The sequence below is a fragment of the Sphaerisporangium fuscum genome, assembly GCF_018531465.1.
Classification (GTDB): domain Bacteria; phylum Actinomycetota; class Actinomycetes; order Streptosporangiales; family Streptosporangiaceae; genus Sphaerisporangium; species Sphaerisporangium fuscum.
Map to the genome: position 1 here is coordinate 21,566 of NZ_JAHDTF010000031.1, position 23,531 is coordinate 45,096.

General features: G+C 69.2%; 24 protein-coding genes and 2 pseudogenes. 16 read left to right on the plus strand and 10 right to left on the minus strand.

Annotated features, from left to right (window positions below; genetic code table 11):
* The first annotated feature begins 569 nt into the window (after positions 1-569).
* Positions 570-875, plus strand: a complete 306-nt coding sequence (locus tag KIK05_RS34375) for an RICIN domain-containing protein (protein WP_214415015.1) — start codon at positions 570-572, stop codon at positions 873-875.
* 560 nt (positions 876-1,435) lie between these two features.
* On the plus strand, positions 1,436-1,789 hold the full coding sequence (locus KIK05_RS34380; RefSeq protein WP_308250220.1) for a VOC family protein: 354 nt from the start codon (positions 1,436-1,438) through the stop codon (positions 1,787-1,789).
* A 182-nt stretch (positions 1,790-1,971) separates the two neighbouring features.
* Here KIK05_RS34380 and KIK05_RS34385 read toward each other — a convergent pair whose 3' ends face one another.
* A complete protein-coding gene (locus KIK05_RS34385; protein ID WP_214415016.1) occupies positions 1,972-2,202 on the minus strand; it encodes a hypothetical protein in 231 nt (76 codons plus the stop codon).
* Positions 2,203-2,267: 65 nt separating this feature from the next.
* Here KIK05_RS34385 and KIK05_RS34390 point away from each other — a divergent pair, with 65 nt between their 5' ends.
* The 9 genes from KIK05_RS34390 (at position 2,268) to KIK05_RS34430 (ending at position 10,108) form a co-directional block, all read left to right on the plus strand.
* Positions 2,268-2,708, plus strand: coding sequence for a hypothetical protein (locus tag KIK05_RS34390; RefSeq protein WP_214415017.1), 441 nt, complete (start codon positions 2,268-2,270; stop codon positions 2,706-2,708).
* A gap of 133 nt (positions 2,709-2,841) precedes the next feature.
* Complete coding sequence (locus tag KIK05_RS34395) at positions 2,842-3,027, plus strand: hypothetical protein (RefSeq protein ID WP_214415018.1); 186 nt, start codon at positions 2,842-2,844, stop codon at positions 3,025-3,027.
* A 296-nt stretch (positions 3,028-3,323) separates the two neighbouring features.
* Positions 3,324-4,223: a LysR family transcriptional regulator gene (locus KIK05_RS34400; protein WP_214415019.1), complete on the plus strand. Its 900-nt coding sequence runs from the start codon at positions 3,324-3,326 to the stop codon at positions 4,221-4,223.
* A 410-nt stretch (positions 4,224-4,633) separates the two neighbouring features.
* Positions 4,634-5,320, plus strand: a complete 687-nt coding sequence (locus KIK05_RS34405) for a hemerythrin domain-containing protein (RefSeq protein ID WP_308250221.1) — start codon at positions 4,634-4,636, stop codon at positions 5,318-5,320.
* 45 nt (positions 5,321-5,365) lie between these two features.
* On the plus strand, positions 5,366-5,851 hold the full coding sequence (locus KIK05_RS34410; protein ID WP_214415020.1) for a carboxymuconolactone decarboxylase family protein: 486 nt from the start codon (positions 5,366-5,368) through the stop codon (positions 5,849-5,851).
* 205 nt (positions 5,852-6,056) lie between these two features.
* On the plus strand, positions 6,057-6,509 hold the full coding sequence (locus KIK05_RS34415) for a carboxymuconolactone decarboxylase family protein (RefSeq protein WP_214415021.1): 453 nt from the start codon (positions 6,057-6,059) through the stop codon (positions 6,507-6,509).
* A complete protein-coding gene (locus tag KIK05_RS34420; protein ID WP_214415022.1) occupies positions 6,503-7,207 on the plus strand; it encodes an SDR family oxidoreductase in 705 nt (234 codons plus the stop codon). The genes KIK05_RS34415 and KIK05_RS34420 overlap by 7 nt, the downstream gene beginning before the upstream one ends.
* Before the next feature lie 118 nt (positions 7,208-7,325).
* Positions 7,326-8,543, plus strand: a complete 1,218-nt coding sequence (locus KIK05_RS34425; RefSeq protein WP_308250222.1) for an SGNH/GDSL hydrolase family protein — start codon at positions 7,326-7,328, stop codon at positions 8,541-8,543.
* A gap of 92 nt (positions 8,544-8,635) precedes the next feature.
* The gene (locus KIK05_RS34430; RefSeq protein WP_214415023.1) at positions 8,636-10,108 is read left to right on the plus strand and encodes an MFS transporter; all 1,473 of its coding nucleotides are present in this window, start codon (positions 8,636-8,638) and stop codon (positions 10,106-10,108) included.
* A 475-nt stretch (positions 10,109-10,583) separates the two neighbouring features.
* Here KIK05_RS34430 and KIK05_RS34435 read toward each other — a convergent pair whose 3' ends face one another.
* Positions 10,584-10,793 carry a hypothetical protein gene (locus KIK05_RS34435; RefSeq protein ID WP_214415024.1) on the minus strand — a complete coding sequence of 70 codons (210 nt, stop codon included), beginning with the start codon at positions 10,791-10,793 and terminating at the stop codon, positions 10,584-10,586.
* Between the two features lie 208 nt (positions 10,794-11,001).
* Between KIK05_RS34435 and KIK05_RS34440 the strand changes: the two genes are divergently transcribed.
* A complete protein-coding gene (locus KIK05_RS34440) occupies positions 11,002-11,196 on the plus strand; it encodes a hypothetical protein (RefSeq protein ID WP_214415025.1) in 195 nt (64 codons plus the stop codon).
* A gap of 192 nt (positions 11,197-11,388) precedes the next feature.
* Here the strand turns inward: KIK05_RS34440 and KIK05_RS34445 are convergent, their stop codons facing one another.
* From KIK05_RS34445 to KIK05_RS34455, 3 genes are all read right to left on the minus strand, one after another.
* On the minus strand, positions 11,389-12,528 hold the full coding sequence (locus KIK05_RS34445) for a cytochrome P450 (RefSeq protein WP_214415026.1): 1,140 nt from the start codon (positions 12,526-12,528) through the stop codon (positions 11,389-11,391).
* Positions 12,529-12,605: 77 nt separating this feature from the next.
* Positions 12,606-13,421 (minus strand): recombinase family protein, encoded by an 816-nt coding sequence (locus KIK05_RS34450; protein ID WP_308250223.1) that lies wholly within the window; start codon positions 13,419-13,421, stop codon positions 12,606-12,608.
* A 131-nt stretch (positions 13,422-13,552) separates the two neighbouring features.
* Positions 13,553-14,557, minus strand: a complete 1,005-nt coding sequence (locus KIK05_RS34455) for a helix-turn-helix transcriptional regulator (protein ID WP_214415027.1) — start codon at positions 14,555-14,557, stop codon at positions 13,553-13,555.
* Positions 14,558-14,622: 65 nt separating this feature from the next.
* Between KIK05_RS34455 and KIK05_RS34460 the strand changes: the two genes are divergently transcribed.
* A complete protein-coding gene (locus KIK05_RS34460) occupies positions 14,623-16,101 on the plus strand; it encodes an MFS transporter (protein WP_214415028.1) in 1,479 nt (492 codons plus the stop codon).
* A 258-nt stretch (positions 16,102-16,359) separates the two neighbouring features.
* Here the strand turns inward: KIK05_RS34460 and KIK05_RS34465 are convergent.
* Positions 16,360-17,178: pseudogene (locus tag KIK05_RS34465) on the minus strand (Tn3 family transposase); the annotation flags it as partial.
* Positions 17,179-17,738: 560 nt separating this feature from the next.
* Here KIK05_RS34465 and KIK05_RS34470 point away from each other — a divergent pair.
* The gene (locus tag KIK05_RS34470) at positions 17,739-18,578 is read left to right on the plus strand and encodes an alpha/beta fold hydrolase (RefSeq protein WP_214415029.1); all 840 of its coding nucleotides are present in this window, start codon (positions 17,739-17,741) and stop codon (positions 18,576-18,578) included.
* A gap of 148 nt (positions 18,579-18,726) precedes the next feature.
* Here KIK05_RS34470 and KIK05_RS34475 read toward each other — a convergent pair whose 3' ends face one another.
* Positions 18,727-19,200 (minus strand): MarR family winged helix-turn-helix transcriptional regulator, encoded by a 474-nt coding sequence (locus tag KIK05_RS34475; RefSeq protein ID WP_214415030.1) that lies wholly within the window; start codon positions 19,198-19,200, stop codon positions 18,727-18,729.
* A gap of 69 nt (positions 19,201-19,269) precedes the next feature.
* Here KIK05_RS34475 and KIK05_RS34480 point away from each other — a divergent pair, with 69 nt between their 5' ends.
* Together KIK05_RS34480 and KIK05_RS34485 are read left to right on the plus strand one after the other, a co-directional pair.
* Positions 19,270-20,178: an alpha/beta hydrolase gene (locus KIK05_RS34480; RefSeq protein WP_214415031.1), complete on the plus strand. Its 909-nt coding sequence runs from the start codon at positions 19,270-19,272 to the stop codon at positions 20,176-20,178.
* A 73-nt stretch (positions 20,179-20,251) separates the two neighbouring features.
* Positions 20,252-20,341 (plus strand): annotated as a pseudogene (locus KIK05_RS34485) (IS5/IS1182 family transposase); the annotation flags it as partial.
* Between the two features lie 58 nt (positions 20,342-20,399).
* On the opposite strand, the gene KIK05_RS47455 reads toward KIK05_RS34485, so the two are convergent.
* From KIK05_RS47455 to KIK05_RS34500, 3 genes are all read right to left on the minus strand, one after another.
* Positions 20,400-21,236: a carbohydrate ABC transporter permease gene (locus KIK05_RS47455; RefSeq protein ID WP_214415032.1), complete on the minus strand. Its 837-nt coding sequence runs from the start codon at positions 21,234-21,236 to the stop codon at positions 20,400-20,402.
* Positions 21,233-22,090, minus strand: a complete 858-nt coding sequence (locus KIK05_RS34495; protein WP_214415033.1) for a carbohydrate ABC transporter permease — start codon at positions 22,088-22,090, stop codon at positions 21,233-21,235. The genes KIK05_RS47455 and KIK05_RS34495 overlap by 4 nt, the downstream gene beginning before the upstream one ends.
* Before the next feature lie 113 nt (positions 22,091-22,203).
* Complete coding sequence (locus tag KIK05_RS34500; protein WP_214415034.1) at positions 22,204-23,529, minus strand: ABC transporter substrate-binding protein; 1,326 nt, start codon at positions 23,527-23,529, stop codon at positions 22,204-22,206.
* Between the last annotated feature and the right edge of the window lie 2 nt (positions 23,530-23,531).

Consider the following 23,531-nt stretch of genomic DNA (forward strand, 5'->3'; position numbering starts at 1 on the left):
ATCCGTTGCGTCGCCGGATCGTGAGGTAACTAACGGGAATGGAACTTCCCGCAAGCTATCTTTGAAAGGGCAGCGCGATGTGTGGATCTTGCCCAGGCCGAAGAGGACAGGGCCGAGCTGAAGACGCTGCGCGCCGAACTCGATGGCAAGACCAGCGCCGCCGGCAGACAGTAGAGCCTCGTATCGGGGGCGACTGGACGACCGGCGAGCACCAGGCCGCCGTCGACCCCGCCGTTGGCGCTGGCGTCGAGCCCGACAGGGCGCTGCACGCGAGCCTGCCGCCGGACTGACTCAGCTGGCCAGGCCTCACCGCATGAGCTGGAGCCCCAACCAATCCCGCAAACCGCTGGCGGCTAAACCTTTCTCGTGGCTCTCCCGGGCCCGCCCTGCCTGCACCGACCGGTACCCGGGGCGTCACAACCAGCGGAGGCCGGCTGGCCCTGTACGGCGACAGCACCGCCGAGGGGGCGACCGCCATCACCCTGCGCGACCCCGCATGGAACTACCGCACCGAGGTCTGGGAGAGCGACTCCACCTGGCAGGCCGACGAGACCGGCACCTGGACCACCGTGCTGAAGAACCAGGCCGCCAACAAGTGCCTGCAGCCCGCGGCCGCCGCCCCCCAGCGCGGCACCACCATCATCGTCAAGACCTGCGACGGATCCGACCTGCAAAAGTGGATCCTGCAGGGCGAGAGGGTCGACGGGAAGTACACCGGCTGGTGGATCTGGCGACCGAAGGTCAACAAGAACCTGGCCATGAAGCTGAACAGGTACAACGACGGCAGCTGGGACACCCTGCACCTGAACACCCCCTACCCCAGCTCCGACCGCCTGTGGCGCATCGCCCCCAACGACGCGCCCTGGCACCTCTGAGACTCCCACTCACCCTGCCGTTAACGCCTCGCCGCCCCCGGCTCGTTGCTGGCCACAGCTCGGCCAGTGCCCTGAGCGCAGGCGCTGTGGCTGGCCCAGTGGTCGGGTGGCGGCCTTGGATGACGGCGGTGGTGGCGGCGTAGGTGGCGTGCACGGCGTGGGGTGAGCGGCCCATGGCGCCTTCGTCCTGCTCGTCGTCCAGGTGGAACAGCCAGGTCACCCAGCGGGCGAACACGCATCCATCCCCGGTCCCCGCCGTTGGTCGGACCGGCCTGTGCGCCGTTCCGCGACCGTCGGCGAATGAATGCGGCATCGCCAGGAGTTCGCTGCCCGGCGCTTCCAAGATCTTCCGCTCGACGTTTGCCCAGTTCAGCCCGTGTTTTGCCGGGCAGACGGGGCGCTAGGAGACGGGCCGCTCCATCGGAGCGAGACGTTAAGAAGCTGTTCTCAATCGACGTAAGTGATCTTCGATGATCCTGATAATGAACCAAGTGATAGGGCGGCGGACCGATGAATCTCCGGTACTCCAGGGGTCGGTACCGGCGACACATCGACTACGCGTGGAGGACGACATGGCGCGAGACCTCTTTGCCGGCATCCCCGTCACCGACTATGCCACGGCGTTGCCATGGTACGAGCGACTCTTCGGCGAGCGGCCCTCGTTCCTGCCGAACGACATCGAGGCAGTGTGGGAGATGGCCGAGAACCGGTACATCTACATCGTGCAGGAGCCGGAACGGGCGGGGAACGCCCTGGTGTTGTCGTTCGTCGACGACCTGGACGACCGGGTCGCCGAGATCGCCCGGCGGGGCATCGAGCCCGCCAAGCGCGAGACGTACGGAGGTGGCGTGACCAAGGTGACCTACCGGGACGCGGAAGGCAATGAGATCAGCTTTGGCGGTGGCCCGGGCTGACGCCCCACGGACGCTGATGAGGTAGGTGAACAACCGAGACCGCCCTCGCCGCGCTGGCGGCCCAGCTCGCCGAGCTCACCGCCGGTCACGCCCCCGCGCTGCAGCAGCTGCTCACCGGCGTCACCGCCGAGCTGAACGTGCTGAGCAAACTGCGCGAGGAGCTGCTGCGCCGCAACGCCGAGCTAGAACGCGAGGCAGCCGGGGCAGCCGCCGAGGCCGCCGACGCCGAGCGCCGGGCCGAGACGGCCGAGCGTCGCGCCGTCGCCGCCCGGGAGCAGGCTCGCGCCGACCGTGAGGCGCGCGCCGCCACGGAGGGGCAGGCCCGGCAGGCGCGCGCCGAGGCCGAGCGCGTCCAGGAGCAGGCCTGGCAGACCGTCGCCGAGCACGAGCGTGAACGCGGCAAGGCCGAACAACGCGCCACCGCCGCCGACGCCGCCCGCGACCGGATGGCCGGCGAACTGGAGGCGCTACAAGGGCGGTGGCCACCGAACGCCAGGAGACCCTCGCGCGGCAGGCCGAGCAGGACCGGCGGATCGCCGACCTGCAGAACACCCTCGCCAGCCGAGACGGCGAACTGGCGCTGACCCGCGAGCAGGCCCGCACCGCCGCCCAACGCGCACAGGCCGCCGAGGCCGACCGGGACCGCGCGGTCGCGCAGGCCGAACGCAGCGTCCAGGCCGCCGAGCGCCACGCCCAGCAGGCCGAACAGGCCGCCCAGCGGGCGCGCACCGACGCCGAGCAGCAGGTGGCCGCGCTGACCACCGCCTACCAGGACCAGATCGCTGCGGTCACCGCCCGTGCTGAGGATGCGTCAGCCCGCGCGGCCCGCGCTGAGAGCCAGGCCGAAGAGGACAGGGCAGTGCTGAAGGCGCTGCGCGCCGAACTTGACGGCAAGGCCGGTGGCGCCGGCACACAGTAACGCCCCGCCGGGAGGACTCGACGCCCGGCGCCGAGGCCACGACTGGCCAAGGGCCAGGTGTGACCGAATGGTGCTCCCCCGCAGGCCTCGTGTTGCGAGGAACGGGAACCGAGGAACAGCGTCCTTGTGGGGCGTGTCGGTCACAGCGGCAGGCCGCGTCGAGCGGATCACCGCCCAGCTGCCTGCCACGCTGCATGACGACGTCGCGGCCTGGTCGACCACCACCCGGCTAACCGCCGCCGTGGTGGCCGCGCTGTCGATCCGCTTTGAGACGACTGGCAAGGGACCGGTGACCGAGGTGACCGATCTGCTGGTCTAGGCGCCTGGCGGTGCAGGCATTGCCCACCAGCGTGCGCCGTCCCCGGTGGGCGTCGCCCTCGACGTCGGCGCCGCCGCTGCCGGAACACCGCGGGCTCGTCAGGCCGCCAGCCAGCCGCCGTCCACCGGCACGATGGCGCATGAGGTCGGCGGTGAGGTTCGGCCGTTACTTCGGCGGGCTCGGATCCGTCAGCACTGTGACGGGCCACGGGTGCGACCACCCCCGGCCCTGACCTGAATCAACGTAAACTTCGCACATGTGCCGTTAGCGCATGGGTATGATCACATGGAGTGCCGGTGGAGCTGCGGGACATTGAGATCTTCCTGACCTTGGCCGAGGAGCTGCACTTCGGCCGGACAGCCGAGCGGCTGCGGGTCTCCCAGGCCCGAGTCAGCCAGGCGATCAGCCAGCAGGAACGCCGCCTGGGCGGTCTGTTGTTCGACCGTTCCAACCGCCGCCAGATCCGCCTGACACCACTCGGGCGACAGCTCCGTAACGACCTGCGCCCGGTCTACGCGGGCCTGCTCGACAGCCTGGAACGCGCCCGTCTGGCCGCCCAGGGCATCACCGCCACACTGCGCGTCGGCATGCTGCCGTTCAACGTCGCCGACCTGCACCCTTACTGGAAGGCATTCCGCTCCCGCCACCTCCAATGGGGACTGCAGATTCGCCGAGCCCCCTTCGTCGACCCGTTCTCCGGGCTCCGCGACGGCGGGCTCGACGCTCTGGTCGCGTGGTTGCCCGTGGAAGAGCCCGACTTCACCGTGGGCCCGGTCCTGTTCACCGACCCTCGTCTGCTGGCGGTGTCCGTCGAGGATGAGCTGGCCGGGCGATCCTCGGTGTCCCTGGAAACGCTCGCCGACCGTCCGCACGCCATGGCCCCTCGCATGCCCGACTACTGGGAGGACCGGTACCTGCCGTTCCAGACCCCGCAGGGCCGCATCATCGACCGCAGCCGGATGATCACCAACGGCGACGACCTGATCAACCTGGTGGGCACAGGAGAGATCGTCCACGGCTTCCCCTCTCACGTCACCAGATACTGGGCCATGCCGAACATCCGGTGGATGCCCATCCGTGACATGCCACCCCTGTCCTACGCCATGGTGTGGCGCACCGAGGCCGAGAACGCCCCCATCCAAGCGCTCGCCCAGGTCGTGAGGGACCTCGGACCCCTGCTCCCCTACGCCACCTGAGTGGGAAGACGCGTACCGGGATGGCCGGTGCGTCGGGGTAGGCGGCGGGGAAGCGGGCCTGCGACACGCGCAGCCGTTCGGCGGTACGGCCGAAGCGCGACTCCTCGGCCAGGACCAGGAGGTCTCGACGTCCCGCGGTTCTACCCGCGCCTCGTCTCACTGATAACCCTCCCGTTATCGATTGGCGCATGAACTTGCCGTTGATCAAGGTCAACGCCGCGATGCAGAGTTGGGGTCGTTCCCACCTGCCGCCTGTCACCGCTTCGACGAAATCGAGTGCTTCGAGGTGACAGCCGGCCGGCCATCCCCCTGGAAGGAATCGACCATGCATGCGCGAACGAGGAACCCTGCCGGCGCGACCTGGGACCGGCCGTAGCCCACCTGCGGTCTCGGGAAGTTGAGGAGATGCCGTGAGCGACGCGCTCGACATGACGGCGATGTACGTGATGCACGGCGCGCTGCGGCGGGAGCTGGAACAGCTGGCCAAGGTGACGGCACGGGTCGATGACGATCCCCGCAGCGTCCTGCGTACGGCGGCCGGCTGGGAGCTGTTCAAAACGTCCCTGCACGTCCACCACACCGCGGAGGACGACGCCCTGTGGCCCGCGCTGCGCCGGACCCTGGCCGACCGGCCTGACGAACTGGTGTTGCTGGAGGCGATGGAGGCCGAACACGCCGCCATCGACCAGGTGATCGACGCGATCGACGCGGTGCTGACCGCTCCCGAGACCCATGCCGGGGCCGGCCTGAACGGGCTCAGGGACCTCACCGAGGCCCTGGTCGTCGGCCTGGCCGGCCACCTGAGGCACGAGGAGGACCAGGCACTCCCGCTGGTCCGAGCCTTCGCCACGCCGCGGCAGTGGGCGCACTTCGGCCAGGTACACGGCCGGCGGATCGGCGCTGACATTCCCCGGCTGCTGCCGTGGCTGCTGGAGGGAGCCGACGAGCAGACGGTGGCGACGCTGCTCACCCCCCTGCCCGAACCGGTTCGCGCCGCCTACGCCGCCCAGTGGCAGCCCGCCTACGCCGCCCTGGACCGGTGGAGTGTCGGCACCACCGCCGCAACAGGATCGGGCCGGGCGGTCACCTCCGCCTGACCCCGATCGTCACATAACCGAAATACAGATGATGGAGGAAGAAAGATGAATTCTCGCCTGCCCAACCCGCTGGGCCTGATTCCCGAGCTGAAGGACTTGACCAGGGCACTGTTCCAGGTCACCGGCAACGGCTCGGTGCCGCAGACCACGATCGGCCTGATGCAGCTTCGCGCCGGTCAGATCGTCGGCAACACCTACCTGACCGTTCTGCACACCGGCGCCCTGCGCAGGGCCGGGGAGTCGGAGGAGCGAATCACCGCGGTGGCCTCCTGGCAGGACGCGCCGTACTTCACCGAGCCCGAGCGGGCGGCTCTGGCACTGGTGGAGGCCGTGCTCAAGCCGTCGGCCGGAGGCGAGCGGGTCTCCGACGAGCTGTACGCCCAGGCGGCGAAGCACTACGACGACAAGGCGCGGGCCACGCTGGCGATGGCGATCGGCCAGGTGACCTTCTACATTCCCCTGGCCCTCATCGGCAAGCCGCTGCCGGGCAAGTCGCCCGCCGAGCAGTGGGCGCCGGCCACGGGCGCGTGATTCCGCAGTGACCCGGGTCCAGGGGCAGGTGAAAAGCGCCCCGCCCCTGGACCCGCGCCGCATCGCGGACGTATGCGCACATATGGCGAGCGCATCAACGCCTTCACCAACGCTGATCTCACAGCCGAAGACGGACGTAAGCGTCACGTTTCCCCGTCCGGGTTCGTCATCCGGCTGAGTACAACGATTTCGAGGAGCACGTGTCATGGAAGCACGCATGAAGAACCCGGCCATGGTCCTGCCCGGCGCCATGCAGGCGCTGCTGAGCCTGGGCAAGGCGATCGACCAGGCGGGCCTGCCGAAGGTGACGGCGGACCTGGTGCTGCTGCGGGCCAGCCAGATCAACGGGTGCAGTGTCTGTGTCGACATGCACGCTCGCGACCTGCGCAAGGAGGGCCAGAGCGACGAGCGGCTGTTCGCCGTCGCCGCCTGGCGGGAGACGCCGTACTTCACCGACGCCGAGCGCGCCGCGCTGGCGCTGGCCGAGGAGGTCACCCGGCTCGCCGACGGCGGTCAGGTCAGTGACGAGGTGTGGGACGCCGCGGCCGACCACTACTCCGAGAGCGAGCTCGCCGCTCTGATCATGTCCATCGCGAGCGTCAACCTGTGGAACCGGCTCAACGCCACCGTCCGCCAGATCGCCGGTGCGGCGTGGTAAGCGTCGCGCTGGTCACCGGCGCCACCAGGGGCATCGGCCACACGACGGCCAGGCTGCTGGGCGAGCGCGGCGTCACCGCGATCATCGGTGCCCGTGACGAGGAACGCGGCAGAGCCGCCGCCGAACGGCTCGGACTGCCCTACGTGCAATTGGACGTCACCGACCCCGCCAGTGTCCGCTCGGCGGCGAAGTGGATCGAGCAGGAGTACGGCAGGCTGGACATCCTGGTCAACAACGCCGGGATCATGGTCCCGGACGGGCCGCCGAGCCAGAGCTCGGTGCAGGAGGCCCGGCACGTCTACGAGACCAACGTGTTCGGCGTCATCGAGGTGACCAACGCGCTGCTGCCGCTGCTGCGCCGCTCACCGGCGGGCCGCATCGTCAACGTCTCCAGCGAGCGCGGCTCGATCGCAGGCTCCCTGGACCAAAACCACCCCCTGTGGCCGATGCTCAACCTGGCCTACTGCTCGTCCAAGGCCGCCCTGAACATGATCACCGTCTCCTACGCCAAGGAGCTCTGGGACACACCGATCAAGGTCAACGCGGTCGACCCCGGCTGGGTGAAGACCGACATCAACCACAACACCGGCATCAAGACCGTCGAGCAGGGGGCCGCGCCGATCCTGGCCATGGCACTGCTGGACGCCGACGGGCCGACCGCGACCTTCGTCCAGGACGAAGGCCCCCTCCCCTGGTGACCTCGGAGAACCCCGCCAGGCCTTCCTCCTGACACCGGTCCTCGAAAGCGGTCGCCGGTGTTCTCCCGGCCGGCTTCTCCTGTCCTGGACTTCCCGCAATACAAGAAAGTGCATTGAAGTGCTGAAAATCGCAACCATCGCCGCCCTGGCCACCGCGCTGACGGTCTCGGCGGCACCCGCCGACGCGCAGACCGGCGGGTGGACGGGCGCGTGGGCGACCGCGGCCCAGCAGCCGTCGCCCGATGTCTGGTATCCCACATGGGCCGAAAAGGGCTTCTCCGACCACTCGGTGCGCCAGGTGGTCCGGGTCACCGCCGACGGCTCGGCGCTCCGGATCCGGCTGTCCAACGCCTACGGCAGCACCCCGCTCCGGCTGACGGGGGCCAGCGTGGGGAAGGCCGGTGGGGGCGCCGCCGTGCTGCCGGGCACGCTCCGGCAGCTGACCTTCGCGCGCTCCGCCTCGGCGAGCATTCCGGCCGGTGGGCGGACCGCCAGCGATCCCGTCCGGCTGCGGGTCAAGGCGGGAGAGCGTTTGACGGTAACGCTGTACTTCCACGGCGACACGGGCCCCTCCACCTACCACAACCTCGCCGTGGCCACGTCCTACCGTGCCACGGGGGACCACACCCGCGACACCGGCCAGGCCGCCTTCGCCGAGACCAACACCTCCTGGTTCTACCTCTCCGGCGTGGACGTCCTCGCCGGCGGGAAAGCGGTCGCCGCCTTCGGTGACTCCATCACCGACGGGCTCGGCGCCACCCAGGACGCCGACGACCGCTACCCGGACGCGCTGGCCCGCAGGCTCGGCGGACGGCGACCGGTCCTCAACCTCGGCATCGGCGGCAACCGCCTGCTCAACGACTCGGCGTGCCTGGGCGAGCGAGGCGTGACCCGCTTCCGCCGGGATGTACTCGACCAGCCACACGTCAAAACGGTGATCGTGCTGGAAGGCATCAACGACATCCTCCTGGGCCTCCAGCAACCCACGCCGTGCACCATCCCCGCGGTCAAGGTCAGCGCCGGCGATCTGATCGCCGGGTATCGCAAGCTCATCCGCGCCGCCCACGAGCGAGGCGTCCGGATCATCGGCGGCACCCTGCTGCCCATCAAGGGCGCCCAGTACGACTCCGAGGAAGCCGAGCGGATCCGCGACGAGACCAACGCGTGGATCCGGAGCAGCGGCGAGTTCGACGCCGTCGTGGACTTCGAGCGGGCGGTCGCCGACCCCGGCGACCCCGATCGGATCCGGCCGGCCTTCGACAGCGGCGACCACCTGCACCCCAACGCCGCCGGATACCAGGCGATGGCCGACGCCGTCGACCTGACCGCCCTGTAAACCGGCACCCGGATCCGGATGTGGACGCGGTTCTCCGGGCCTTTCCCGCGGCCCGGAGAACCGTCTGGCGAGATCCTTTTGGAAAGGGAATCATGTCTGTGCGCACGACCTCCAGGGACACCTCCCCGCGTAGAGGCGCTCTGGCGCTGCCGGTCATCGCGGCGGCCCAACTCCTGATGGTGATGGACGGCACGATCGTCACCGTTGGCCTGCCCAACATCGGCCGCGGCCTGGGCATGGCAGAAGCCGATCTGAGTTGGGTGCTCACCTCCTACTCACTGGCCTTCGGCGGGCTGCTGCTGCCGGCAGGGCGGGCCGGCGACCTGTTCGGCCGCCGCCGGCTGTTTCGCGTCGGGCTGGTGATGTTCATCGGCGCGTCCCTGCTCGGTGGGCTCGCCCCGAACGGCGAGGTGCTGATCGCCGCCCGTGCGTTGCAGGGGATCACCGCCGCGATGATCGCACCGGCCGCGCTGTCGCTGCTGGCCGACGCCTTCCCCGCCGGACCGCGACGCGACAAGGCCCTGGGCCTCTACGGCGCCATGGGCGGGCTCGGGTCCGTGGTCGGCCTGCTGCTGGGCGGCGCGCTCACCGAGTACCTGGGCTGGCGCTGGATCATGTTCGTCAACGTCCCGATCGCCCTGGCCATCCTGCTGGGAACGACGGCCCTGCCTCCCGGCACCCGAGATCGCGGTGGCCTCGACCTGCCTGGCGGGATCACCGCCACCCTCGGCCTGGTCTCGCTCATCTACATGATCAACCGGGTCGGCGGCCACGGCTGGGGCGAAACGCTCACCATCGCCTCCGCCGTCACCGCCGCGGCGCTCCTGCTGGTCTTCGTGGTCATCCAGCGCCGGGCCCGGCATCCGATGCTCCCCTCTGCCGTGCTCGCGGACCGCGGACGCCTGGGCGCCACCCTGATCATGTTCCTGATGGGCGGCGGCATGCTCGCCACCTTCTACTTCCTCACCCTTTACATGCAGGCGATCAACCATTACCCGCCGATGCTCACCGGCGTGGCGTACCTGCCGATGGCCGTCTCGATCGGTGTCGGCTCCGGTGTCATCGGACCCAACCTCCAGGCCGCCACCTCCGCCAGGACTCTGACCGTCACCGCCATGGCGGTGTCCGCCCTCGGCATGGCCTGGTTCAGCCTGCTCGCCCCCGGCCAGAGTCCCTGGGTCGTGCTGCTGCCCGCGCAGGTCGTCGTCGGTGTCGGCCTCGGCATGGGTTTCGTCGCCTGTACCATCGCCGGCGTCCGCGGTGTCGCCCGGCAGCAGACCGGCATCGCCTCCGGTCTGATCAACACCAGTCAGCAGGTCGGCGGCGCCTTCGGCCTGGCCCTCCTCGCGGGCCTCGCGACGAGGGTTTCCAGCGGGCGGCCACCCGGCACTCCGGCGCCCGAGGCCCTCACGGCCGGTTACACCGCCGGGCTCCTTGCCGGCGTGGTCGCCTACCTCACCGCCACCCTGGTCGCCACTCTCACCCTCACCCGGCGAGAAGCGGAGCACTCTCATGAGGCGGTTCGCCTGAGTGCAGGAATCAACGGTAGCCCGCAAGGCTCTTGACCCGGGCAGAAGGGAGGCCGTACCAGCGAACGCGACGGGCCGGAGATCAGGCGCCTTGGCACCGAGCGGTCGCCGCCGAACGCGAAGAGACGGCCGCGCGGCTGGGCGAGCAGGACCGGCGGATCGCCGACCTGCAGAACATGCTGGCCACCCGGGACGGCGAGCTGGCGCTGACCCGCGAGCAGGCCCGCACCGCCGACCAGCGCGCGCAGGCGGCCGAGGCCGACCGGGACCGCGCGGCCGGGCAGGCCGAACGCAGCATCCGAGCCGCTAAGCGGGCCCGGCCGCGGGCTGCTGGTGCGCCCGCCGCGCTGGTTCACCCTTCAGCCGGGGATCAACACCATCCGGGTGCAGGGCGAACCGGTGGCGGGGCGGACGGGGACGCCACGCCTGACGGTGGTCACCCGAGACTGCTGGTAGCCGAGAATCCGCCCGCCGTTTTGATCACCAAAGCCGGCGGTCCTCGTGGGATGCCTCAAAAGCAGTCCCGCGAGTACACAACGACCTGGCCGATCGGGGGGATCATCCCCGCCTTGCCGTCGGGGTTGGACGACACTCGCAGCATCGCGAGTTCGATGTTTTTTCGGATCGTCTCGTCGTCCTCGGGCGGTTGCCAGCCACAAACCAGGTGGCGCGAGGTGGCCGAACTGATGGCTGGGAGAGCCACCAGCGCCATGACCAGCAAGACACCTATGGAACGTCGCCCGGCCACTTGCCACCCTCGTCCCTTTTCGCACGTCACTTTCGCGGCAGTATCGCAGCTTTGCGATCAACGGCGATCAGCGTTCCTACGACTGGCGTGACCATGTGCCGCTGGATGCGCTGCCGTTGCAGGCTGCGCCCAGCAGGCCGAACAGGCCGCCCAGCGGGCGCGTACCGACGCCGAGCGGCAGGTGGCCGCGTTCACCACCGCCTCCCAGGACCAGATCACCGCAGTCACCACCCACGCTCAGCAGGCCTCGGCCCGCGCGACCCGCGCTGAGACCCAGGCCGAAGAGGACAGAGCCGAGCTGAAACTGGTGCGGGCCGAACTGAAGGCACTGCGCGCCGAACTCGACGGCAAGGCCGACGGCGCCAGCAGACAGTAATGCTCCCTTCCGGGGGGCGACTCGACGCTCCTCGAGCATCAGGCCGCCGAGCACGTCCGCCAGCGAGGCATCGATCTGGAGGCCGACGGCGACACCTGGCCTGATGCTGGACGGCAGTCTTCGCCACGACAGTGAGGCCACAGGCCTGGCGACGAAGGGCGCGGAACCGTTCGAAACGGTCGTCCATCGGGTTCATCGGGCGCGCACTTCCAGTCGTGCGGGGACCCGCAGGTTGGCGGACGGCTCGTGGTCGATGTCCGGGTCGGTCAGTTCGTAGCCCGCCAGCACCACCTCGACCACCCCGCAGGCCAGCGCGAGAGCGTGATCGGCCCCCGGACAGGGCCGCACCCCGTACCCGAACGTCAGGTGGCCGCGGGCTTCCGGCGGAGGAGGTCCGGCCGCCGGCTCTCCAGCAGTGGCGGGAGCCGGGAGCTGCCCGTGGCCGGGGTCGAAACGGTGAGGATCGGGGAACACGCGGGGGTCGCGGTTGGCGGCGGCGATGTCGAGCACCAGCCGCGTCCCGGGGGTGACCGTCCGGCCCGCCAGCTCGGCCGCCTGGGCGCACACCCGCCGGGTGGAGCAAACAGGCGGATCGAGGCGCAGCGTCTCCGCCACCAGGGCCTCCACCGGCCACCCGTGCGACAGGGCCCGAGGGAGCCGCAGGACGACGGCGAGCGTGTTGCCGACCAAACCGGCGGTGGCGTCGCAGGCCTGCACGAGCAGGCCGATCCGGTTGGCCACGAGCTCCGGATCCCCCGGCCCGAGCAGGGCGACGAGCTCGCGCACCGGCGCGTCCGCGCGGGCCACCTGGTCACGGGTCGCCGCCGGATGATAGGCCGCCGCGACCGCCGTCACCGCTCGTACGAGCGCCTCCAGGTCGCGGCCGGCGACCCCGAGGGCGCCGCCCAGCACGGATACCGGCACGGCGCGCGCGAGCCTCGCCATGACGTCGACCCGCACCGGTCCGCCGTCCGCGTGCTCACCGGCTTCACCGCGGAGCACGGCGATCGTCCTGTCCCGGGCGGCGGTTCGCAGCGCGGCCGGGTCCAGGCGGCGCAGATCGGCGGTCACCAGGGCCCTGCGTCTCTCGTGCGGGGCCCCTGAGCTGAAGCGGGACACCGTCCGCCGCAGCCATTCCATGTCGCGCTCCCCTTCGGGGAGGTCCCGGGGGGAGAGCGGCGGGACGACGAAACGCGGGTCGCCGAGCACGGCCCGCACCTCGGCGTACCCGCTGATCGTCACCTCGGCGCCGGGGGCCGCCTGCTGGGTCCCCGCGCCGCCGCCCGCCGGCGGTCGTACCGGCCCTACGTCCTGTCCCGAAGAGAACTCCATGGAGCCCGACGCTATGACCGGATCATTTAGACGCCCGACGAAACATGACGACCCGAGCGAGCTCGGCGGGCGCGGCATCACCGGCCGGACGGTGCCTCCCGGCCCGGTCGCCATGGGACCGGATGGTCTCGGCGGTGCGCCGATCGCCTTCGTCCGACCGCGGAGTACATCACCCTCCGCTGACCGCGTACCGGTGGATAATCGGGGTTGAGGAACCCAGGAACAGCCGTTGGCGCCGAGAATGATCTTGAGCGAAGAGTGACGCCCAGCGCCGGTGTCTGATCGCTTGGGGCGGGGGAGATGATCGCGTTCCACGTGGAGGTTTCTGGTCGGTGGATGGTGGAGCGTCCGACGCTGTACTCGGTGGCCAGGTCGGCCAGGGACACCCCGCCCTCGGCGTATCGCCGGCGGATGGAACACCGGGCGGGTTCGGGCAGTTCGGGTTGCTTGCCCTTGAGCTTGCCGTTCTTCATGGCCGGCGCCATGCCCTCACGGGTGCGCAGGTTCCCGAGGTTGGCCTCGAACTCGGCGACCATGGCGAGGGTCTGCAGGAACAGCCGCCCGAACGGGTCGTTCCAGTCGTAGACCGAGCCGCCGAGTCCGAACAGGACGCCGCGTCCGGACAGGTCGGTGAGGATCTCGTTGGCTTCGGCCATGTTGCGGGCGAACCGGTCGAACCGGTCGAACTTGGTGACGGTGAACACCGACCCGTTCCAGACGGCGGCGAGGGCCTGGTCGAGGCCGGCGCGGTTGCGGCGGGCGGTGCCGGAGAAGCCGCGGTCGATGTAGATGCGGTCTTCGGGGACGCCGAGGGTCAGGAGTTGCTCGGTCTGGATCACGACGTCTTGTTCGTCGGTGGAGCAGCAGGCGTAGCCGACGCGGGTTCCGTTCACGCGCTCCCGTGTTCCGGATAGGGGGCCTTCACCGGAACAGTTCGCGGAACAGTCTTACGGAACACCTGGACCTGGGGCTTTGTCTCGGCTGGTAGGTGTTCCGGTTAAGAATCCCCTTACGGAACACCAGGTCATCCACCCCTCCACGCTTCACATGGGGTGTGCAGGTCGTCGGGTCCGAGTCCCCTGCTGATCCGGGTGCGCAGGGAGCGCAGGGCTTGCCGGAGTTCGGCTGGTTCGATGTCGGTGAGGTCGGCGTCGAAGGTGAGGAGCAGGCCGGCGAGTCCTGGCCATGACCAGGCGCCAAGGGTGAGGCGGCAGGTGGTTTCGGTGTCGTACTTGACTGTTGATCCGCCGGGTGCGAACCGGGCGACGGTGGAGGCGTTCAGGGCGAGAGTGGCCGAGCCGCGGCATGGCCAGTCGGCAGCGGCGTCTCCGCGGTCGGGTGCGGTCATGACGAAGGTGACGGGATCGCCGTGCGGGATGTCGCGCCGGTCGAAGGGGGTGTGCGTGGGCAGGTGCGCCTGGATGCGATCCATGCGCATGGCGCGCCATCGACCCGCGTCCAGGTCGAAGGCGACCAGGTACCAGCGTGCGGCCCACACCACGAGGTCGTGCGGTTCCAGCGTGAGCGTGACGGGTTCTCCGTCCCCGGTGTAGCCGACGCGTACGAGGTGCTGCCGGTTGATCGCGCTGCCGACGGCGCGGACGGTCTCGGCGTCGATCGGCGGGGCGGGGAACTCCCAGTAGTTGCGGGCAGAGGAGACGGTGAACGCTTCGGCGTGCAGGCGGCTGCGCGCGGGCATCGCCTGGTGCAGCGTGGCGAGAGCGCGTGCCGCGTTCTCGCGGATGCCGGACAGGACCGCCGGGACGGTCTGCAGCGCGACGGCCGTGGCGACGGCCTGGTCCTCGTCGAACACGACCGGCGGCAGGCGGGCGGCGTGACCGAGCCGGTAACCGCCACCCGCGCCGCGGACGGCCTCGATCTCGTACCCGAGGTCTCGGAGCGTGTCGATGTCGCGGCGTACGGTTCGCACCGACGTGCCGAGCCGGGTGGCGAGTTCTTCCGCGGTCAGGGTCGCGCCGATCCCGAAGATGGACAGCAGTTTGAGCGTCCGCGCGGAGGTGGCAGCCATGATTCTCCGATTCTCTCGCCGATAGCGGTCACTCAATGGCAACTATGCCCGACAGGGTGACCGGCATGACCGCTTCACCAAACTCCCGAAAGGGCACCCTCAGCCCTGAGGTTCCTCCCGTACCCATCGCCGGCGCCGGCGCGACCGCGGCGCTGCTGGTGGTGCTCTTCGGATCCTTCATGGACCTTCTCGATGCGACGATCGTGACCGTCGCGGCCCCGGCGATAGCTCGGGACCTGGGTGCCGGCGACGCTCAGATCCAGTGGACGATCGCCGCCTACACCCTCGCCCTGGGCGCGGGCCTGATCACCGGTGGACGGCTCGGCGATCAGTACGGCCGCAAGCGGCTGTTCATGATCGGGCTGGCCGGGTTCATGCTCACCTCGGCGCTGTGCGCGCTGGCCGCCAATCCGGCGATGCTCATCGGCATGCGGGCCGCGCAGGGACTGACCGGCGGCATCATGGTGCCGCAGGTGTTCGGGATCATCCGGGCGTCCTTCGCGCCGGGTGAGCGAGCCAAGGCGTTCGGCGCGTACGGAGCGGTCCAAGGTCTCGCCTCGGTCGCAGGTCCGCTGCTGGGCGGGCTGCTCGTCGAGGCCGACCTGTTCGGCCTGGGCTGGCGTACGATCTTCTGCATCAATGTGCCCGTCTCGGTCCTGGCCCTCGTCATCGGCGCGAAGGTGTTGCCAGAGTCCCGCTCTGCCTCGACCGCGCGGCTGGACCTGGCGGGCGCGCTCCTGGCAGCCACGGGCATCCTGCTCCTGCTGCTGCCGATCATCCAGGCCGAGACCTGGGGGTGGACCTGGGGCAGCTACGCCCTCCTGGCGGCCGGGATCGTCGTGCTCGCGATCTTCCTCGCCTACGAGCGCCGCCTTACCGGACGCGGGAACGAGCCCGTCTTCGATCCCGCTCTGCTGAGAATCCGGGCCTTCACCGTCGGCCTGGCCGCTTCGGTGCTGTTCTTCGGCGGCCTCGGGTCGTACTTCCTCACCCTCTCGATCTACCTGCAGAACGGGACCGGCCGGACCGCGTGGGAGGCCGGCCTGGTGATCCTCCCGTACGCGCTCGGCTCGATCGTCACTTCCGGCCTCGGCGTCGCGCTGGCCGCCAAGGCGGGCAGAACGCTGCTGATCGCCGGCTCGCTCACGATTGCGGCATCGCACCTCGTCCTGTGGTACGTCGTCAAGGACGGCGACGATCCCGGATACTGGCTGCTCGCCCTGGCACTGTTCATCGGTGGCCTCGGGCTCGGTCTCGCCGCGCCGATCCTCGTCAACGTCGTCCTGGCGGGTGTCCCCGGGCGCAACGCGGGCGCCGCGGGCGGGGTACTGTCCACCGTCAACCAGATCGGCGGCGCCGCCGGCATCGCCGTGCTCGGCACGGTCTTCTTCACCTCCGTCACCGGTTCATCCGCCGGGGCGCCGGTGCTGCCCGACTACAGTCACGCGCTCGGCATCGTCCTGATCGTCTCAGCCGCGCTCTACCTGATCACGGCACTCGTGATGCTCGCGCTCCCGAAGGCCGCGGCCGAGCACGCCGAGTAGAGAAGCATGCCGCTTGTCAACCGGCATCTTGAGCGCACCGCCTGTCACCAGGGCAACGGCGCAGGCGAAGGGGGCGCCCTGCCTGCACATCGAGACAGGCTGACCAGGAAGGGGCCAGGAAGAGATGCGGCCCAGAACGGGCCGGGGCGTGGGGGGGCGCCCGCCCCCCCCCCCCCCCCCGGGGCAACCCCCCCCACTCCCACAAGGGGGGGGGGGGGGGGGGGGGGGGGCCCCCGGCCCCCCACCCCCCGACAGGTCCTACGCCCCCTTCTCCTCAAGGTCGTCGCTGTGGGGGAAGTCGGGCAGGTCGGGGATCTCACCGAGCTGCCGCAGTCCTTCGGCCGGTGTGGAGGAGGAGATGGAGTAGCGGCCCAGGACGTTGAGGTGGGCGTGGCCGAGCGGGCGGATCTGCCCACCTGCGCCGTGGCAGATCTTGCGGGCGAGCCGGTGCCGGGACTCCTGGACGGTGAGCTGCTTGTTCAGCTTGCGGCGGTGGGTGTCGTCGATCGGGTCCAAGATGGATAGCAGGTGGAGGGTCTTGTCGATCCGCCCGTACTCGGCGAACGCCTGCCCGAGCGGGGTGGGCCGCCCGTTACGGGCGAACATGCGCAGCAGGTCTTAGGCGCGGACCTGGCTGGTCACCAAGGATCCGGCGACCCGGGTCATATCCGACCACTGGGTGTGGATCTTCTGCCGGTTGATCTTGTTGCGGGCGATCGCCTCCAGCGGCCCGTACGTCGGTGCCGTCCCGTCGGGCAGCTCGGCGCGCCAGAACCGCCGGTCGCCCAGGTCGGCGAAGCGGGGCGCGAACCGGTAGCCGAGCATGGAGAAGATCCCGAACACCGTGTCCGAATCGGACGCCTGGTCGGTCGTGACGACCTCGGGCTGCGGCCCGGCGTCGATGTTGATCAGGGTGTCCAGGATGTGCAGCGAGTCGCGCGGCGTGCCGGGCACGACCATCTGCCCGATCCCCATGACCTGGTCATTGACGGCGTTCAAGAGCGTCAGACCGCGCTTGTAACCGAAGTACTTCGGCGAGGGGGCGGCGTTGATCGTCTGCACCGGGACGACGAACCGCGTAGTTAAACAATAACTGTTCGTGATTGAGTGGCGGCCGCTGGTCACGTTGATGAGCAGTGCAGTGGTGGCATCGCCTGCGGCCAGGTCATGGAAGTTCGACAGCGGTCCGTGGCCTCGCTTGACCTTGACACTGTGAGGAGGTCTTCACTGGCGCCAAGGAGGTGGTCCCGATGGCTATGCCGAACAGGACACGGATGCGTTCCCAGCTTTGCAGGGACTGGAGGCCGGTGACTCGTCAGTGCGGCTGCGGGCGGCGCTGGCGCGCCGTTCCGACGCTCATCGACATGGTCGTCGAGGGGACTAATGACGTCGATGCGGCCGATGCCCTGAGCGCGCTGGCGAGTCGTCCCGCGTCGGCGGATCGGATCGCTTCCATGCTCGTCGATCGCCTCGCCCATGACACCGTCGAATCGTCGGCAACGCCCACGGCTGACACAGGCGCTCGCGGACATCCCTGGAGCCACAGCGTCACGGGCCCTCGCGGATCTGTCACGTGACGAAGACCGTGCCGTTGCGCTTACCGCGGCATACATCCTCGGGATACGCCAGGAGGCGTCATGACCATGATCTACAAGTCCGAAGCCGGTGGACGCGAGCTCCTCGAGCACTACCGGCAGGCGCTGGAGGCCTGGCCGGTTCCCGCCGAGCAGCTACGGGTGCCGACCCGTCAGGGCGAGACCTTCGTCCTCGTCTCCGGCCCGCACGACGCGCCGCCCCTGGTGCTGCTGCACGGTTCGGGCGCGAACGCGTCGATGTGGCGAGGAGATGTCGCCACCTGGTCTCAGAACTTCCGCACATACGCCGTCGACCTCGTCGGCGAGCCGGGTCTGAGCGCGCCCTCGCGCCCCGCCCTGGACTCCGACGCCGTGGCACTCTGGCTGGACGACGTGCTGGAAGGGCTCGGGATCATCGACGCCGCGTTCGTCGGCACGTCCCTCGGCGGCTGGACGGCCCTGGACTACGCCATCCGCCGTCCAGAACGGGTGACCCGCCTGGCGTTGATGTGCCCAGGCGGCGTGGGACGGCAGAAGGTCGGCTGGATGTTCAAGGCCCTGCTGGCCCGCCTGTTCCGGCGCGGCGGACTACGCGAGTCGGCGATGGCGGTCGCAGGACTGGACGGGGACAGGGACCGGCAGGCGCTCGACGCCGTCATCCTGACGTTCACGCACTTCAACCCGCGCAGGGAGAGGCTCCCGGTGTTCCCCGACGAGGCGTTGCGCGCTCTCACCATGCACGTCCTCGTCATCGTCGGCGGCCGTGACGTGATGTTGGACTCCCACCAGACCGCGCGGCGCGTGCGTGAGTGCATCCCGCGCGCGACCGTGCATCTGCTGCCCGAGGTGGGTCACGCTGTCTTCGGCCAGGCCGAGCCGATCGCCGCGTTCCTCCGGGCCTGAGGGTCGCCCGAGGGGATCTCACCCTCGGGCTCCGGGGTTGACCGGTAGGAGTCATTGATCAGGGTGGTCTGTGTCCGAGCCAGTATGGCCTCCGGTGTTGATGCGCACCATGCCTGACCGTTGCCGCCGGCCGGGTCGCGAAAACGCATCAGCCTGTGGGCATGCCGATCTGGTCGCGTTCCAGGACGGTGCGCAGCTCCGAGAGGGTCTGCGCGGCGGCCGTCATGGGGGACGTCTGGAGCGTATCTGCGATCAGCTCGGCCAGCCGCTCGGTAAAGGTCCTTTCTGCCGCGTCCGCCAGTCGCAGGCCGTCGGCGGTCAGGGCCAGCAGTGAAGACCGGCGATCCGAGGGATTCGGCTGACGGGCAACCCATCCCTGCCTCTCCAGACGGTCGATGCTCTTGCTGGTGGCCCCGATGCCGACGGCGAACTCGGCGGCCAGGTCCGCGACCCGGGCGCCGGGGTGGTCACGGAGGTAGTGCAGGAACTCGAACTGGGAGGTGACGATCCCGTGGCGCTCGCGCAGACGGTCGTTGAGGGCGTTGTACAGACGCGTCTCGCATCGGACGAGGTCGGCGAAGAAGCCCGGGAGGTCGACCTTCTCACTTGCTTTGGATGCCACGGCATGTAGTCTACGATAAATGCCAAGGCATATAGTTCTTGGGCATGCATCTGTGACAGGAGCACACACATGAGCAAGGAACAGCGAGCGCACCTCAACGCGATGCTGCGGCAGCCACGCCCCGAGGGCCCCTCGTCGGTCCAAGCGATCCGAGCCGGATTCAAGGCGATGATGGCCCAGATGATCGTCCCGGACGGCCTCCGCACCATGGAGACGACGCTCGGCGACCGGCCCGCGCTGCGCATCGAGCCGGGCGACGGCCCGCGCACCGGGACGATCTTGTACTTCCACGGCGGCGGCTTCGTGTTCGGCTCCCCCGAGACCGCGCTGTCGCTGACGGGGAACCTTGTGTCCAAGACCGGGTTCAGAGCGTTCTCGGTGGACTATCGGCTCGCCCCCGAGCACCCGTTCCCGGCCGCGATCCAAGACACACTGAGTGCCTACCGTGCCCTCCTCGACAGCGGCCAGGACCCTTCGACCATCGCGTTCGCCGGGGACTCCGCCGGCGGCGGCCTCACCGTCACCACCTGCCTCGCCGCCCGCGACGCCGGTCTCCCGATGCCCGCCGCGATCGTGGCGTTCTCCCCTGGCCTCGACGCCACCCGGACGGGCGAGAGCATGGACACCAAAGCGGGCATCGACCCGTTCTTCACCCGCGAGAGCCTGGGACACACCGGAACCATGTACCTCGCGGGAGCGGACCCGCACCAGCCCATGCTCAGCCCGGCCATCCTCGCCGACCTGACCGGCTTCCCACCGATGCTCCTCCAGGCCGGCACGGACGAAATGCTCCTAGACGACTCCACCCGCATGGCCGCTCGCGCCCGCGCGGCCGGAGTGGACGTGATCCTCGACATCACCGCCGACGTACCCCACGTGTTCCAGGCGTACGCCGGCGCTCTCGACGAGGCCGACCAGGCACTGGACCGCGCGGCCCTCTTCCTCACACAGCACGTCCACGTTCCCGCCTCGGCGTGACCTGGCTGGTCCTTGGTACACCGCGCTCGGCGCCGGCTGCCATCATGGCTGACGGAACCGCTGTGGGACCAATTCGCCGGTCGACCGGGGCAAGCCCGGCATGAAGCGTAGGGGCATGACCGACGCGTACGGCATCCCGCTCGGCCGGGTCCTGGCCGGCGCCGCACGTTTCGTACTGGCTGATGTCTGCAACGGGCAGCCCAACCGGCAGTGGACCATCGTCACTTGACGGCTCCTCCGGTGATCCCGGAGATGATCCGTCTTTGGGCGACGACGAAGACGACGACCAGCGGCAGGCTCATGAGCACGACGTAGGCGAAAACGAGGTTCCAGTTGTTCTGATACAGGTTGCTGCTCGCCACCGAGTACAGGTTCAGGGGAAGTGTCGAGTACGTCCCTCCGCCGAGCACGAAGAAGGCGTAGAAGACGTCATTCCAGATGTAGAGGCAGATGAGGATCGTGGCGGTCGCGATGACCGGGCGCAGCAGCGGTAGGACGACCTTGATGAAGATGCCGAGCGGCCGTGCGCCGTCCATGCGGGCCGCTTCCTCCACCTCGACCGGTATGGTCCGCACGAAACCGGTGACGAAGAAGATCACCAGGGACATGTACATGCCCATGTAGACCAGCACCATGCCGATCGGCGTGCTGGCCAGGTGGAGTTGCCGGAGCAGCAGCACGATCGTGACGACGGCCGGGGGCAGGATGATCCCGCTGATCGCAGCCGAGTAGAGCACAGCCATGAGGCGCCCTGCCCGCCGAGCCAGCACCCATGAAGCCAGCGAGCCGAAGATCAGCACCCCGGCGACGGACGGCACCATGACCAACAGGCTGCCGAACAGCGCCCAGAGCATGCGGCCCTGCGTGAACGCCTGGGAGTAGTTGTCCCACAGGTGCCACACCCGTGGAAGGGACAGGTCGGGCAGGTTCGCCTCGCCCTGCGACTTGGCGGAGGTCACCAGGGCCAGCCACAACGGGATTCCGATGACGACGGCGGTCAGGATGATGACGACGGCCGGGTGAACGAGGCGGGACCAGCCCCGGGCGGAGATCCTCACAGGACACGCTCCCTCTTGCGCAGGTAGCCGATGACAGGGAAGGCCAGCAGAGCGACCAGGAGAAGGAGGGCGAGGCTCATCGTGGTGGCCTGGGCGAACAGGCCGTTGCCGTAGACGCGGAAGATGTAGATGTCGAGCACCTCGGTCTGCTGTCCGGGCCCTCCCCCCGTGGTCGCGAGGATCGTGTCGAACCCGTTGAAGGAGCCCAGCAGCGCGGTCGCGACGTTGAAGGTCACCGCGGGGGCGATCAGCGGGAACCGGATCGATCGGAAGGTGTTCCACCTGCCGGCACCGTCGATCCTGGCCGCCTCCAACACGTCGGCCGGAATCGTCTTGAGACCGGCCAGGAAGATCACCATCGCAAGCCCCATCCACTTCCAGGAGTTCACGAAGGCCACCGTCACCACCGTCCAGGTGGTGCTGCCGAGCCAGGGGATCGTCACGTGCTGGCCGGTGAGAGCACCGAGGAGCCCGTTGAGCGGACCGTCGGGCTTGAGGAGTGCCTGGAAGGTGTACCCCACCGCCAGGGCGGACATCAGCACCGGGATGAAGAAGACGACCCTGGCGAACCGGTTGATGCGCGTGTCGCGCTCCAGGAGCAGGGCGAGCGCCAGCCCGAACCCCGTCTGCATGATCGCCACCAAGACCGCGTAGACGATGGTGATCCGCAGTGACGACAGCAGGGAGCCGTTGGACAACACCGCCTCGACGTTCGCCAGCCCCACAGGGCGGATGTCGTCATGGAAGGCCGACCAGTCCGTGAAGGCGTAGACGAAGTTGAAGACGGTCGGCAGGAAGAAGAACACGGCCAGCACGGCGAACGCCGGAGCGAGGAACGAGCTCGGGTACAACACCGCTCGCCGCGGCGAGCGAACGAAAGCGGCCGAAAGAGAAGGGATCATGGCGATCCTGCACACCTTTCAGTGTGGTGGCGGGGGGCGGGAGGGGGCCCGTGCCCCCGCCGCCGTCAAAAGCCCTGGATCCCGAGTGCCTGGGCGAGCTGGGCGAACTGCGATTGTGTAGTGGAGGTCACCTGTTCCGGGGTCATGGTCCCGTTGACCATGTTCGCCAGGTTCACGTAGAAGTCCGGGTTCACCGCGGCGTTCTGCTGCATCGAGCCGGCTGCGTCGTCCAGCGCGGCCGTGGCCTGCTTCACGACCTCCGGCACCCCGGCGGGAGCCGGAACGGCAGGCTCGATCGACACGGTGCCGGCAGACTTCACGTAGTCGGGGTAGTAGGTCTCCAGCCAGAACCGCAGGAACTGCCGGGCGCCCGACTCCCGCTTGAGATCTCCGGTCCTGAAGGCGACCAGGGCGTTGTCGCCGCCGGGCACCGACGTGGCGATGTCGCCGTCCTTGGAGATCGGGAACCAGCCGATCTCCCGGTCTATGGTCGCCGTGTCCGCCGTCGACCGCATCAACGACGCGAACGAGGTGAGCTGCAGCACCATCGCCGCCTCACCCTTGAGCAGTGCCGGGCCGGACTCGGTGTACTTGGAGGTCTTGTCGTCCTTGTTGAACAGCCCCTGCTTCACCATGTCGTGGAACTGCCGGACGGCGCCGAGGATCTCCGGATCGGTGAACTTCTCCTTGTTCTGGCTGACCCGCTCCCACAGGCCCTTCTTCGACGCCTCGGCCAGCAGGACCTGCGGCCACCACTGGGTGGGCCACTGGTCGCCGGCCGCGCCGAAGAACGGCGCCACCCCCTTGGCCTTGATCTTCTGGGCGTCGGCGAGCAACTCGTTGAAATTCTTGGGCGTGCTCGTGATCCCCGCTTTCTGGAACACCGACTTGTTGTAGAAGACACCGAGAACGGAGGGGACGTTGACGAAGGCCGCGTAGTGATGCCCGTTCACCAGACCCAGCTTCTGGATGGCCGGCGTCTGCTTGGCCAGCCACGGCGCGCCGTCCAGGCTCTGCAGGTCAGTGGCCGGCCTGAGCAGCGCGAGCATGCTGCCGGTCGGCTGCCAGGTGGCGAGGTCCGGTTTGGCGCCCGTGGCCAGCTTGGTCGGCGCGTTGGTCTCGTAGACGTCGGGAATGACGACCTTGTTGATCTTTGCTCCGGTCTTGGCTTCGAACGACTTGATGACGTTGTCAGCCATCGAGGCGGTCTGCGTCGACATCCACAGGGTGAGGGTCACCCCGTGCAGGCCGGCGCCCGGGTCGGGCCATGTCGCGGGGACCTGCCCGGCTGTGCTTGAGGACGTCCCGGGGTTGCCCGCCGAGCAGCCGGTCAGCAGCAGCGCCCCGCACGTGGCGACGGCTGCCGCATGGGAAAGGCCTCGCGTCTTCATGG